This is a genomic window from Actinotalea fermentans (genome assembly GCF_007991475.1).
Taxonomy (GTDB): Bacteria; Actinomycetota; Actinomycetes; order Actinomycetales; family Cellulomonadaceae; genus Actinotalea; species Actinotalea fermentans.
This window is the reverse complement of record NZ_BJYK01000013.1, coordinates 105,807-117,928: the sequence shown is the minus strand read 5'-3', so window position 1 is coordinate 117,928 and position 12,122 is coordinate 105,807. Positions and strand designations below refer to the sequence as shown.

The following is a 12,122-nucleotide window of genomic DNA, read 5'->3' as shown; positions in this document are numbered from 1 at the left end:
AGTTGTTCGCGGTGCGGTCCTTTGTTTCCGTGCGGCCGATTGCTCGACGCGCGGGGTGCCGGTGCGGGGGCCGTTGTTCGCCGTGCGGCCGGTTGTTCGACGCGGGGGCCGCGCGCGGTGGGCCTCGGTCCCTCGACCGACACCCACCGCGCGCCTGCGCGGCGCCCGCACCCCCGGGACTGCGGGTGCCGCGTCAGACCGCCGCGAGCTCGCCCTCCGCGCGCGCGACGGTGGCCGGGGTCGACGTCGCCGAGGCCGGTGCCGTGGACTCGGCGACCCGGCGCGGACCCGGCAGGCCGAGCCGCGTCAGCGTGACCGCGACGACCGTCGCCGCCACCAACGCCGCCAGCGCCCCGAGCCCCGCGACCGGGTCCGTGCTCCAGCGCCCGTCGATGAGGAAGATCGCCGAGACCGTGCACGTCGGGATGCCGAGCAGCACCAGGAACCAGCCGGTGAAGCGCCCGAGGTCGAAGCCGCCGACGTGCGTGCGTCCCAGCCCGAGCAGGACGAAGAACAGCGACCACATGGCCGCCCACGTCGCCCAGATCACCGCGAAGACCGGGTCGCTGCCGACGCTGATCACCGCGTGGTACCCGGCGATGGCCGCCACGAACGCGCTGTACCAGCCGAAGCCCTCCGGCTCGAGCCCGAACAGGATCTGCAGCCCGAACCACAGGTAGGTGAACCCGAACAGGTAGCTCGGCCACGTCCCGGCGAGCACCGCCGGGTCCGACCCCGACTGGACCAGGATGATCGTGGGGAGCACCACCTGGGCCGCCCCGACGAACAGGTTCAGCGGCGCGGCGCTGCGGGCCGGCACCAGGCCGAGCGAGGACAGGCCGTTGACGAAGAGCACGGCCCCGACGAGGAGCAGTCCGACGTTGCCCATCAGCGGGTCACCAGCTCGGCGAACTGCGCAGACGAGATCACGGGCGCGAAGAACTCGTTGATCCGCCGGAACGCCTCGGGCTCCTGGCTCGGGTGCTGGGTGCCCGTCGCGTCGCCGATGACGATCGGCAGGTAGCCGTTGTCGCGCGCGGCCCGGGCGTTGCCCTCGATGCACCAGTCGGTGTGGATCCCCGTGATGACCAGCACCTCAACCTTCTTGCGGGCCAGCTCGAGCGGCAGGTCCGTGCCCGTGAAGGCGGTCTGGAGCGCCTTCTCGTAGAGCTCGTTGTCGCCGGGCCGGACGAGCGCGCGCAGGTCGCCCACCAGCGCGTCGTCCCACGCGATCTGCTCGGGCGTCGCGTCCAGGTGCCCGGTCCAGCCTGCGTACTGGGCACGGTCGAAGTCCGTCTGCGGGTAGTCGTGGCGGAACACCGAGTACCCGATCCAGTTGAACGAGACGAAGTTCGGCGCCCGACGCGCGGCCTCCACCACCCGGATCGTGGCCGGCAGGCTGCCCCGGAACGCGTGACCCTCGGCGTACTGGACGCCCCCGGGCTCGTAGAGCGAGTTGGACTGGCTGACGGACAGGAAGGCCGCCGGGCGGGCGAGGATCTCGCGCAGGTCGAGGCCCTGCCACTGCGGGGCGAGCGGCGGGATGGACGCGACGTTGCTCGGCGGGAAGCCGAGCGTCGCGGGGTCGAGCGGGATCGGCTCGAGCGGCGTGATCCGGCTCGCGGCCCCGGGGCGGGCGGGTGCGTCGATGGTCATGGTCGTGCTCCTTCGGTGCGGACGGCGGCACCGTCGCGGACGGCGGTGCCTTCGCGGAGGACGTCGCCTCCGCGGACGGCGGGTGGGTCACGGGCCTGCGGCGGTCGGCCGAGGCGGCCCCGCGCGTCGGCGGATGGCCTGCGCGCGGTGGCCCACGGCGGCGAGGACGCCGGCGCGGGCTGGACGGCCCCGCGCGCCGAGGATGGCGGGCGCGGAGTGGCGAAGGGACGGCGGTCGGCCGTCAGTGGGCGTTCGCGCGACGGCGACCGGTCCGGCTCCCGAGGGAGCGACGACGCGCGCGGGGCCCGGGTCCTCGCGGTGCTGGGCGAGGTGGGGTCAGCGGCGCGCGGCCCGCGAGGCGGGACTCAGCAGGGCATTCGGCGGGCCGGAGCGGCCGGCCGACAGGCAGCGCACAGGTCGACGTCGTGACGGACGCGAGCCAGGGTGGTCTGCTGCACGAGCCGGAAACTACCGGCGTGCGCCGGGGCAGAACCAGGGTACGGAGCGGTACGTCTCGCCCACCGGGACGCGTCGCGGTCAGCGCCAGGTGGCGGCGACCTCGAGGACGCGGTCGTTCGCGGCGGGCTCGCCGATGCTGATGCGGATGCCCTCGCCGGCGAAGGGCCGGACCAGCAGGCCGTGGGCGCGCGCGTCGGCGGCCAGGTCCACCGTCCGTTCCCCGGTGGCGAGCCAGACGAAGTTCGCCTGGCTCTCGGGCACGTCCCAGCCCTGCGCACGCAGGCCGGCGAGCACGCGCTCGCGCTCGGCGACGACGGCCGCCACCCGCTCGGCCAGCGCCGGCTCCGCCTCGAGCGACGCGAGCGCGGCGGCCTCCGCGAGCTGGTTCACGCCGAACGGCGTGGCCGCCGTCCGGATTGCGGCGGCGACGTCGGGGTGCGCCAGCGCGTACCCGACCCGCAGCCCCGCGAGCCCGTAGGCCTTCGAGAACGTGCGGAGCACGACGACGTTCTCCCGCGCCCGCAGCGCGGCCAGCCCGTCCGCCGCGTCGGCGTCGCGCACGAACTCCACGTACGCCTCGTCGAGCACGACGAGGACGTCGCGCGGCACGGCGTCCAGGAAGGCCTCGAGCTCGTCGGCGTGCACCGCGGGCCCCGTGGGGTTGTTCGGTGTGCACACCAGCACCACGCGCGTGCGCGGCCCGACGGCGGCCGCCATCGCGGGCAGGTCGTGCCGCCCCGCGGCGTCGACCGGGACGCGGACCCCGACGGCACCCTGCAGGCTCACGGCGATCGGGTACGCCTCGAACGAGCGCCACGCATGGACCACCTCGTCGCCGGCGTCGCAGAACGCCTCGAGCACGTGCGCGAGCACCGCCACGGACCCGCACCCGGCGACCACCCAGGCCGGCTCGAGGCCGTGCCGCGCCGCGAGCGCCGCGACGAGGTCCGAGGCGTACATGTCCGGGTAGCGGTTGAGGTCGGCGGACGCGCGCGCGACGGCCTCCCGCACGCCGTCGAGCGGCGGGAACGGGTTCTCGTTGGACGAGAGCTTGTACGCACCGTCCGCGCCGGGGCGGGCGCCGGGGACGTAGGCGGGGATCTGCTGGACCACGCGTCGCGGGGCTGGACCGGTCACCGCGCCAGCATGCCAGCGCCGCGCGGCCGCCGAAGGTCCTGCCCGGATGGCGTTCCGCTCGGCGGGACGACCTGCCACGATGCCGACCATGAAGTTCCTGCTGAAGGTGATCATCAACGCCGTCGCGATCTGGCTCGCGACCCTCGTGCTGAGCGGGCTGGAGGTGGTCGGCGGCGACGAGACCGCCCAGCGCGTGCTCGTCTTCCTGGCGGTCGCCCTGGTGTTCGGCGTGGTCAACGCGATCGTCAAGCCGGTGGTCAAGCTCCTCTCGCTGCCGCTGTACATCCTCACGCTCGGCCTGTTCACCGTGGTGGTGAACGCGGCCATGCTGTGGCTCGTCGGGTGGCTGAGCGAGCAGACCGACTACGGCCTGCGGATCGACAACTTCTGGACCGCGGTGGTGGGCGCGCTCATCATCTCCGTGGCGTCCTTCGTCATGTCGCTGGTGGTCCGCGACTAGCACCGGGCTAGCCCCGTTCGGGCACGCGGGCGACCAGGAACGACTGGCTGGTCGCCCGCGACCCCTCGCCGAGCACGCGGTCGAGGGCCGCCCGGAAGCCGTCGACCGACGGGTCGGCGAGCCGCTCGACCTCCGCCGCCGTCCCGGCGTACTCCCACGCGCTGTGCGCCTGCCCGAGACCCGCGGGCGTCAGCCCGAGCTGCGTGCCCGCGACCGCCGCCCCGCCGCCGGGCAGCGTGCGGACAACGGTGGTGCGGTTCACGGCGTCCGGGTTCGGGGCGCCGTCGAGCGCCGGGACCCAGTCCTGCGCGTGCTCGAGGTGCAGCGCCGTGACGCCGGCCGGGACGGGCATCGACCCCACGGGCGAGCCCGCCGTCAGCACCGCCTCGATCGTGAACGTGCCCTGCAGCGACGTCGCCAGGCGCGTGGCGACCATGCCGCCCTGGCTGTACCCGGCCAGCAGCACCGGGTCCTGCGGGCCCACCCCCGCACGCAGCATCGCCTCCTCGACGCCGTCCGTCATCGCGTCGGGCAGGCCGGCCATGAGCGCGGCGTTCGTCGCGTTGTCCATGGGGTCCACCCCCGGCACGACGGCGCCGCTGCGCATTCCCGGCACGCTCACCACCCAGCCGGTCGAGCCGTCGGGGTGGTCCAGGCGCTGGACGCCGACCACCGGCCCGGGCGCGTCCCCGAGCTCGGCCACGCGGTGCATGACGTCGCCGATCCCCTCGGGCGCCGGCTCGCCCCGGCTCCCGCCCGCGCCACCGGTTCCGCCCGCGCCACCGGCCCCGCCCTTCCCCCGCGCGCCGACGAGCGGCGCGACGAGCACCTCCAGCGGGGGCCGCCCGCGCAGGGCTGCCCAGCCCGCCACGGTCACGCTCAGCAGCCGCGTCAGGTCGGCCACCGGGCGGGCCGTCGGCACCCATACCCCCGGCTGCGCACCCAGCGCGAAGGCCGCGAGGCCGAGCACCACCAGCTCCATCGTGTCGCCGTACGGGAGCCCGAGCCCGTCGGGCAGCAGTCCGCCGGCACCCGTCGCGGCGCCACCGAGCCAGCCCGCCGCGCCGGGCAGCCCGGAGAGGTCCGGGGCGTCGCGGAGCAGCAGGCCGAGCAGCCCCGGCGAGCCCCGGAGCGCCCGGAGCAGCGAGACCTGCGCCAGCGCCACCCCCGCCGACCCCGCGGCGCCCAGCCCGACCAGCCCCCACCACGCCGGTCCCAGGTCGCCGAGCGTGCCGCCCGTGGCGATCGCGACCGCGGCGAGCCGCGACCGGGCGTCGTGGTCGGCGTCCTCGTAGGCGCGCAGCGCCGCCCGCAGCCCGACGGCCAGGCGCGCGGCGCGCTCCGCGCACGCCGGGAGTCCGCCCGCGCCGTCGTTGACGTCGCCGAGCACCTCGGCCGGCCAGGGCCCGCCGCGGGCGCGGTGCACGCACTCGGCGGCCGAGGCGAGCGCACCCACCGCGCGCGTCACCCGGGCGGCGGCCGCCGCCACGCCCTCGAGGCTCGCCCGCGTGCCGCCGACGCCGCCGCGCACCACCAGCCCGAGCCCGCCCGCCCCGTCATCTGGCCCCAGCCCATCGGGCCCACCGGGCCCCGGCCCACCCGCCCTGTCCGACCCGCCGCCTACCACCGCCACGAGACACACCCGCCGCCGCCGTCGCGCGCGGCCACCACCAGCGCGCGCCCGCGCTCGAGGCGCCGTGAGGCCCGGACCAGCTCGTCGAGCAGCTCCTCGACCGCCTCGCCGAACCGTTGCGCCGCGGGGCCGTGCCACTCGACGCGCGCCGCGGCCAGCAGCTCCGCCCGCGCGTCGGCGATCCGCTCCGCCGCGGCCGCGCAGAGCCGCGCCACCTCGCCGTCGTCCATCCGCCACCTCCCGCGGGGGAGGCTAGGGACGCCGCCCCGACCCGACGGCGAGAGGCCCGTCCCGCCTGTGGACGGTCAGTCCTCCGGGGGCGGGGTGCGGCGACGACTCACCCACTCGCGCGGCACGAGCAGGAGCGCCGCGACCACGACGGCGAGCACCGCCACCCCACGCAGCAGCTCGAGGTTCCCGAGCACGCCCGTGCGCACCCACGCGACCAGCAGCAGCGCGCTCTGCGCGACCGCCTGCGCCGCGCCCACCGAGCGCGCGGCCCGGCCGAGCACGGCCGCCTCGACGAGCGTCGTCCAGCCGACGTGCGAGGCGAGCGCCGACGCGACGAGCAGCAGGTGCACGGCGAGCACCAGCGCCGCGAGCCGCCCCACGCCCGGGACCGCGCCCGTGACGGGATCGGCGGCGAGCCGGTTCCCGTCCGCCACCAGCCAGAGCGCAGCGAGGCCCACGTACCCGGCCGCCACCTGCGGCCGCGGCCGCGCGACCAGCCAGACGGCGCCGACGGCCGCCAGGACCCACCACGCCTCGCGGCACCCGGCGAGCGCCGCCACGACCAGCGCGAGCACGCCCGGCGTCAGCCGCACCAGCACCCCGGGCAGGGTCCGCCCCATCCGGACGACGACGCGCGGCACGGGCGGCACCGCCACGCCGTCGCGCGGCGGCAGCGGGGCGAGCCCGAAGAGCGCCCGCGCCCGGTTCCGCAGCAGCCAGAGCCTCATCGCACGCACCCCGCCGTCATCGGAGCGTCCCCGGCCGCCGGTGCGAGCGCCGCGCGGCCCGCTGGAGGGCCTGGGTGGTGCCGGCGACGTCGGCCCAGTGCAGCACCTCGACCCCCGCGGCGGCGAGCTCGTCGAGGCGGTCCTGGCGCTCGAGCGTGACGAGGCGGTACGCGAGCCAGTGCCGCGCGTCGAGCCGTCCGGTCCGCACCCGCGGGAGCACGTCGACGGCCAGCACCGTCGTCCCGGACCGCCGCCACGCGCGCGCCATGTCGGCAGCCTCCGGGTCGAGGAAGGTCGAGAAGACGTACACGAGCGACGCCGACGACAGCCGCGGCGGGCGCACCCGGCGCGACGGCTCCCCCTCGGGCGCCACCATCGCGAGCTGCTGCACCACGCGGTCCAGGTGCCGACGCCCGGTGCCGGGCCGCAGCGTGCGGCGGCGCACGCCCAGGTCCTCCACCGCGACGCGGTCGCCGACGGCGAGGTACCCCTCCGCCACGCTCATCGCCGCCTGCCGCGCGATGTCCAGGCTCGTCGCGTCGTCGGGCCGGATCGACTGGATGCCGCCCCAGGTGACGGGGTCCGGCCCGACGTCGTCCCGCGAGTCGAGCACGAGCACGACGGCGGCCTCGCCCAGCGCCATGGTGCGCCGCACGTACAGCTGCGTCAGGCCCGGGCTGCGGCGTGCGGTGACCTTCCAGTCGACCTGACGGACCGAGTCGCCGGGCGTGAACGGGTGCACGTCCCGCAGGCCGCCGCCCTGGCCCGGTCGCCGCGAGTCGTGCTGGCCGGTCAGGCCGCGCAGGCGCTGAGGGAGGGGCAGCGCCGGCATGCCGCGCCCGTGCGGCAGGACGGTGACGAGCTCGGCCGCCTCCACCCCGACCTCGCCGACCAGCAGCCCCGCCGCGCCCAGGCCCTGGTGCTCGATGCGGAACAGCGGCTGCGGCCCGGTGCGCACGGACGGCGCGGCGATCTCCAGGACCCGCCGGCCCGGGACCGCGACCAGAACCTCGGTGGACCCGTGCTCGACGCGCGCGGCCCGCAGCCGCACGGCCGTGCAGCCGGGCGGCACCAGGAGCCGGTAGCGCCCGCACAGCTCGTCGACGACGGCGCCCCCCGCCGCCGCGACGCCCGGCCGGTCGCCGTCCTCCCCGTCGAGCTGCTCGTTGCCGCGCTCGCCCTCCGCGGCGTCCCCCAGGACGGCGTCCACCCACACCTCGCCGCGCGGGCGGACCCACACCGCGTACGCCGCGGTGACGGCCGGGGCGACCCCCAGCAGCGCGACGTCGGCCCGGCCGACGAGCGCGCCCAGCAGGAGCAGCAGCAGGCCCGCGCCGGCCGTCCAGACGAGCGCGGCGTCCGGCAGCCAGGGCGCGCCGGGAGGGCGCGGGGCGTCGGCGAGACGCGGCCGCGCGGGCCGTTCGTCGTCGCCGGCCCACCCCTGCGCGGGCAGCCCCTCGGCGTCCGGCATCAGCGGCTCCGGACCGTCGCGGGCCCGGCGACGCGCTTGAGCACGTCGGTGATGACGTCGTCGGCGTTCACGCCCGCGGCCCAGGTGGCCGGGGTGAGCGTGATGCGGTGCGCGAGCGCGGAGACCGCGACCTCCTTGACGTCCTCCGGCGCCACGAACCGGCGCCCGTCGATGACGGCGAGCGCCCGCGCGACCAGCATCAGCGCCTGCGACCCGCGCGGGGACGCGCCGATCTCGACGGCCTCGTGGCTGCGCGTGGCGGCGGCCAGGTCCACGCAGTACCGCACGATGTCCGTGTCCACGTGCACGGCCTCCACGCCCGCCTGCATCGCGAGCAGCGCCCGCGCGTCGACCACGCGGCGGACGGGCGCCTCCTCCTGGCGGCGGGCCAGGCGCCGGGTGAGCACGTCCACCTCGGCGTCGTGGTTCGGGTAGCCGACCGCGATGCGCACCATGAAGCGGTCGAGCTGGGCCTCCGGGAGGGGGTACGTGCCCTCGTACTCCACCGGGTTGGAGGTCGCCATGACGTGGAACGGCCGCGCCATCGGGTAGGTGGTGCCGTCCACGGTGACCTGGCGCTCGGCCATCGCCTCGAGGAGCGCCGACTGGGTCTTCGGCGCGGTGCGGTTGATCTCGTCGGCCAGCAGCAGGCCCGCGAACACCGGGCCGGGCCGGAACCGGAACCCCATCGCCTGCGGGTCCCACACCGCCGAGCCCGTGATGTCGCTCGGCAGCAGGTCCGGCGTGCACTGGATCCGCCGGAACTCCAGCCCGAGCGCCGTCGCGAGGCTCCGCGCGGCGAGCGTCTTGCCGAGGCCCGGGACGTCCTCGAACAGCACGTGCCCGCCCGCAAGGACCGCCGCCAGGGCGATCCGCAGCGGCTCGAACATCCCGACGACGACGGTCGCCACCTCCTCCAGCACGGCGGCGGCGATGTGCGAGACCTCCTCCGGCGACGGCGGCGCAGCCGGGGCGGGCTCGGCGGGCGCGGGCGCGGCGGCGGCGGGCGCGACCGGGGCGGGCTCGGGCTGCTGGGCGGCGGGCGGGGTGGGTGCGGTCACGAGAGGCCTCTCGTCGTCGGGGCGGGCGGGGCTGGTGGCTCGAGGCGCTCGACGACCTCGACGCAGTGCGCGATGTCCGCGAGGGACGGCATCGTCCCCCCGGGCGTGGTGAGGATGAACCAGGCGCGGTCGCCGAGCAGGGCGCGCGCCTGGCTGCGGACGTCGTCGCTCACGTCCGGCGAGGTGCGGGTCGCCGCGCCGAGACCGCCCGGCACGACGACGCCGCGCTGGGCCAGGCGCCGCGTCGCGTCCAGCCGCACGCGGCGCACGGCGAACTCGCTCACCCGGCCCTCGCGGCCGATGAACGACCAGGTCAGGGCCATGACGTCACGCCGGGTGCCGGACTGGTCCGGCGGGCGGTACCGCGGCCAGGGGTCCGTCTCGCCGGCGCCGAGCGCCGACGCGACCAGCGCGACGACGCCCGCCGCGAGACCAACGAGGGCGGCGTCGCCCCAGCGCAGTCCCACGACGGCGGCGCCGAACGTCAGGCCCACGAACACGAGCACCGGGCGCCACGGTCGGAAGTTCATGCGCGCCCCTCCTCACCGGGCTCGCGGGCGCTCTCCGGACCGGGCTCGCCGTCCGGCTGCGGCTCGCCGTCCGGACCGCGCTCGCCGGGACCCGGCTCGCCGTCCGTCTGCGGCTCGCCGTCCGTCTGCGGCCCACCGAGCGTCGGGACGCCGCCGGGCTCCTCGAGCACGACCTCGACCTCGTCCAGGTGCGCGGCCTCGGGGTCGCCGAGCCCGTCGGCGAGGGTGGTCAGCGCCGCGAGCGCGGTGGCGACGTCGGCCGGCGTCATCGGGTCGTCCCCGAAGCGCGCCCGCAGGTAGAGGCCGAGGAGCGCCCGCGTGGCCGCGGGGTCCACCGGGGTGCGGTCGAGGACGTCGACCGTGAACTCCGTCGGCGTCTGGGTGCGCTTGCGCGGCACGCCGGAGCGCCCGGCCGCGTCCTCGAGGTGCACCCACGCGGCGACGACCGCCTCGGTGGGCGGCACCCGGCGTCGGACGAGCAGGTCCGCACCTGCGACGGCCGCGCGCAGGGACGGCAGGTCCGGTTGGGCGACGCCCGGGCCGCGCAGGGTGTCCCCGCGGTCCAGGCCGGCGTCGTCGGGCGCCTCGGGGGGAAGCTGCACGGGATGGCGGCGGAGCCAGCGCGCGACGAGGTAGGCCGTCCACGCGAGGACGACGGCCAGCAACCCCAGGCCCAGCCACGTGAGGTCCCACGGCTGCACGTGCTCCCGGCCGATCAGGTCGGCCAGCCGCAGCTCCGGCTGCGCCTGCTGCGGGACGGCGATCTCGACCGGCTCGGGCGGCTGCCACGGGATGAGCGACTCGGTGCGCGTCGGCGGGTTCCAGGGCCCGGCGAGTGCCGCGGCGAGCACCGCGACGACCAGCAGCGCGACGACGGCCGCGAGCCGACCCGGCGGGTCCGGCGGGCCGTGCCGCTCGGGACGCTCGGGACGCTCCGGACGCTCCGGACGGCCGGGCCGGTCGGCACGCCAGCGGCCACCGCCCCCGGACCGGGGCGGAGTGCTCCCCGCGTCCTCGCGTCGCGCCACCCGCACATTCTTGCCCTGCCCGCCTGCCCGACGCCGCAGGCTTTCCCACTTCACCCGTCCGCCGCGGCGTCCGGCGAAGGGTTCCTTCCGGATATCGGGAGGAACCCTTCGTCCAGGCGACTGCCCCCGGGCGGGGGGAGCGAGCCGCTGCGCGGGGAGGGGCCGCTGCCCGGGGGTGGGAGAGGAGGGGCCGCGGGCGAGGCCGCCGGGCGACGCGTGGACGGGCCGCCGCGCGTCGGGCGGGCGGTGGGAGGATGACGGCCATGCCTCACGACGTGACTCCCGCTCCGCGCCCGCGCCGCAGTCTCGCCGAGACCGGCATCGCCCTCGGGCCGCTCGACGGCCGGTACCGCGCCGCGGTCGCGCCCCTGGTCGACCACCTCTCGGAGGCCGCGCTCAACCGCGAGCGCGTGCACGTCGAGGTCGAGTGGCTCGCCCACCTCTGCGCGGCCGGCGTCGTCCCCGGCGCCCCCGCCCTGTCCGACGCCGACGTCGCCTACCTGCGCGCGGTCGTCGACGAGTTCGACGCCGCGACGGTCGCCGAGCTCGCGGAGATCGAGCGGGTCACCGTGCACGACGTCAAGGCGGTCGAGTACCTCATCCGCCGCCGCATCGACGCGGCGCCGGCGGTGCTCGGCGACTCCACCGTTCTTCCGCGCGTCGCCGAGCTCGTGCACTTCGCGTGCACCAGCGAGGACGTGAACAACCTCGCGTACGCGCTGATGGTGCAGGGCGCCGTCGGGCAGGTCTGGCTCCCCGCGGCCCGCGCGCTGGTGGGCGACCTCGCCGAGCTGGCCCGCGCGCTGGCCGACGTCCCGATGCTCGCCCGCACGCACGGCCAGCCGGCCACGCCCACCACCCTGGGCAAGGAGCTCGCGGTCCTCGCGCACCGGCTCGACCGGCAGCTGCGCCGCATCGAGCGCGCCGAGTACCTGGGCAAGCTCAACGGCGCGACCGGCACCTACGGCGCGCACCTGGCCGCCGTCCCGGGCGCGGACTGGCCGGAGATCTCCCGCACGTTCGTGGAGGGCCTGGGCCTCACCTGGAACCCGCTGACCACGCAGATCGAGTCGCACGACTGGCAGGCCGAGCTCTACGCCGACGTCGCGCGCTTCAACCGGATCCTGCACAACCTCGCGACCGACGTCTGGACGTACATCTCGCTCGGCTACTTCGCGCAGGTGCGGGGTCAGGGCACGGTCGGCTCATCGACGATGCCGCACAAGGTCAACCCGATCCGGTTCGAGAACGCCGAGGCGAACCTCGAGATCTCCTCCGCGCTGCTCGACACGCTCGGCGCGACCCTGGTCACCTCGCGGCTGCAGCGCGACCTCACGGACTCCACGACGCAGCGCAACATCGGCCCGGCGTTCGGCCACTCGCTGCTCGCGATCGACAACGTGCGCCGCGGGCTGGCCGGCCTCGACGCCGACCCCGCCGCGATGGCCCGCGACCTCGAGGCCAACTGGGAGGTGCTCGGCGAGCCCATCCAGACGGCGATGCGCGCCGCCGCCGTCGCGGGCGTGCCCGGCATGGAGAACCCGTACGAGCGCCTCAAGGAGCTCACCCGCGGCCACCGCGTGACCGGGGACGACCTGCGCGCGTTCGTGGCGGGGCTGGGCCTGCCCGACGACGTCGCCGCGCGCCTCGCGGCGATGACGCCCGCCTCCTACACGGGGCTGGCCGCCGCGCTGGTGGAGCGCTACCTCGCCTGAGCGCCTCCACGTG

12 protein-coding genes are annotated in these 12,122 nt (G+C 76.9%); 2 read left to right on the top strand and 10 right to left on the bottom strand.

Annotated features, from left to right (window positions below; genetic code table 11):
• Positions 1 to 193: 193 nt before the first annotated feature.
• The 3 genes from AFE02nite_RS16710 to hisC form a co-directional block, all read right to left on the bottom strand.
• Positions 194 to 889, bottom strand: a complete 696-nt coding sequence (locus AFE02nite_RS16710; protein ID WP_034249829.1) for an AmiS/UreI family transporter — start codon at positions 887 to 889, stop codon at positions 194 to 196.
• Positions 889 to 1,656, bottom strand: a complete 768-nt coding sequence (locus tag AFE02nite_RS16705) for a cysteine hydrolase (RefSeq protein WP_034249831.1) — start codon at positions 1,654 to 1,656, stop codon at positions 889 to 891. Before AFE02nite_RS16705 ends, AFE02nite_RS16710 begins: the two co-directional genes overlap by 1 nt.
• Positions 1,657 to 2,193: 537 nt before the next feature.
• Positions 2,194 to 3,252, bottom strand: a complete 1,059-nt coding sequence (gene hisC, locus AFE02nite_RS16700; RefSeq protein ID WP_052114111.1) for a histidinol-phosphate transaminase — start codon at positions 3,250 to 3,252, stop codon at positions 2,194 to 2,196.
• A gap of 88 nt (positions 3,253 to 3,340) precedes the next feature.
• Between hisC and AFE02nite_RS16695 the strand changes: the two genes are divergently transcribed.
• On the top strand, positions 3,341 to 3,712 hold the full coding sequence (locus AFE02nite_RS16695; protein WP_034249392.1) for a phage holin family protein: 372 nt from the start codon (positions 3,341 to 3,343) through the stop codon (positions 3,710 to 3,712).
• Between the two features lie 7 nt (positions 3,713 to 3,719).
• Here AFE02nite_RS16695 and AFE02nite_RS16690 read toward each other — a convergent pair whose 3' ends face one another.
• The 7 genes from AFE02nite_RS16690 to AFE02nite_RS16660 all read right to left on the bottom strand — a co-directional run bounded on the left by AFE02nite_RS16690 (position 3,720) and on the right by AFE02nite_RS16660 (position 10,394).
• The gene (locus AFE02nite_RS16690; RefSeq protein ID WP_146820072.1) at positions 3,720 to 5,246 is read right to left on the bottom strand and encodes a hypothetical protein; all 1,527 of its coding nucleotides are present in this window, start codon (positions 5,244 to 5,246) and stop codon (positions 3,720 to 3,722) included.
• An 86-nt stretch (positions 5,247 to 5,332) separates the two neighbouring features.
• Positions 5,333 to 5,575 carry a hypothetical protein gene (locus AFE02nite_RS16685; RefSeq protein WP_146820071.1) on the bottom strand — a complete coding sequence of 81 codons (243 nt, stop codon included), beginning with the start codon at positions 5,573 to 5,575 and terminating at the stop codon, positions 5,333 to 5,335.
• A gap of 75 nt (positions 5,576 to 5,650) precedes the next feature.
• Positions 5,651 to 6,304 (bottom strand): hypothetical protein, encoded by a 654-nt coding sequence (locus tag AFE02nite_RS16680; protein ID WP_146820070.1) that lies wholly within the window; start codon positions 6,302 to 6,304, stop codon positions 5,651 to 5,653.
• 16 nt (positions 6,305 to 6,320) lie between these two features.
• Positions 6,321 to 7,775, bottom strand: a complete 1,455-nt coding sequence (locus AFE02nite_RS16675) for a DUF58 domain-containing protein (RefSeq protein WP_146820069.1) — start codon at positions 7,773 to 7,775, stop codon at positions 6,321 to 6,323.
• Positions 7,775 to 8,710, bottom strand: coding sequence for an AAA family ATPase (locus tag AFE02nite_RS16670; RefSeq protein ID WP_034250231.1), 936 nt, complete (start codon positions 8,708 to 8,710; stop codon positions 7,775 to 7,777). The genes AFE02nite_RS16675 and AFE02nite_RS16670 overlap by 1 nt, the downstream gene beginning before the upstream one ends.
• 122 nt (positions 8,711 to 8,832) lie before the next feature.
• Positions 8,833 to 9,366: a hypothetical protein gene (locus AFE02nite_RS16665; RefSeq protein ID WP_146820068.1), complete on the bottom strand. Its 534-nt coding sequence runs from the start codon at positions 9,364 to 9,366 to the stop codon at positions 8,833 to 8,835.
• Positions 9,363 to 10,394 (bottom strand): DUF4129 domain-containing protein, encoded by a 1,032-nt coding sequence (locus AFE02nite_RS16660; RefSeq protein ID WP_034248635.1) that lies wholly within the window; start codon positions 10,392 to 10,394, stop codon positions 9,363 to 9,365. The genes AFE02nite_RS16665 and AFE02nite_RS16660 overlap by 4 nt, the downstream gene beginning before the upstream one ends.
• Before the next feature lie 263 nt (positions 10,395 to 10,657).
• Here AFE02nite_RS16660 and purB point away from each other — a divergent pair, with 263 nt between their 5' ends.
• Positions 10,658 to 12,109 (top strand): adenylosuccinate lyase, encoded by a 1,452-nt coding sequence (gene purB / locus AFE02nite_RS16655; RefSeq protein WP_034248632.1) that lies wholly within the window; start codon positions 10,658 to 10,660, stop codon positions 12,107 to 12,109.
• The last annotated feature ends 13 nt before the right edge of the window (positions 12,110 to 12,122 follow it).

Bases quoted from the DNA above. Each gene is read 5' to 3' on its own strand.
- AFE02nite_RS16685 (WP_146820071.1), bottom strand. From the start codon at position 5,575: ATGGACGACGGCGAGGTGGCGCGGCTCTGCGCGGCCGCGGCGGAGCGG.
- AFE02nite_RS16705 (WP_034249831.1), bottom strand. From the start codon at position 1,656: ATGACCATCGACGCACCCGCCCGCCCCGGGGCCGCGAGCCGGATCACG.
- purB (WP_034248632.1), top strand. From the start codon at position 10,658: ATGCCTCACGACGTGACTCCCGCTCCGCGCCCGCGCCGCAGTCTCGCC.
- AFE02nite_RS16675 (WP_146820069.1), bottom strand. From the start codon at position 7,775: ATGCCGGACGCCGAGGGGCTGCCCGCGCAGGGGTGGGCCGGCGACGAC.
- AFE02nite_RS16680 (WP_146820070.1), bottom strand. From the start codon at position 6,304: ATGAGGCTCTGGCTGCTGCGGAACCGGGCGCGGGCGCTCTTCGGGCTC.
- AFE02nite_RS16710 (WP_034249829.1), bottom strand. From the start codon at position 889: ATGGGCAACGTCGGACTGCTCCTCGTCGGGGCCGTGCTCTTCGTCAAC.
- AFE02nite_RS16695 (WP_034249392.1), top strand. From the start codon at position 3,341: ATGAAGTTCCTGCTGAAGGTGATCATCAACGCCGTCGCGATCTGGCTC.
- AFE02nite_RS16665 (WP_146820068.1), bottom strand. From the start codon at position 9,366: ATGAACTTCCGACCGTGGCGCCCGGTGCTCGTGTTCGTGGGCCTGACG.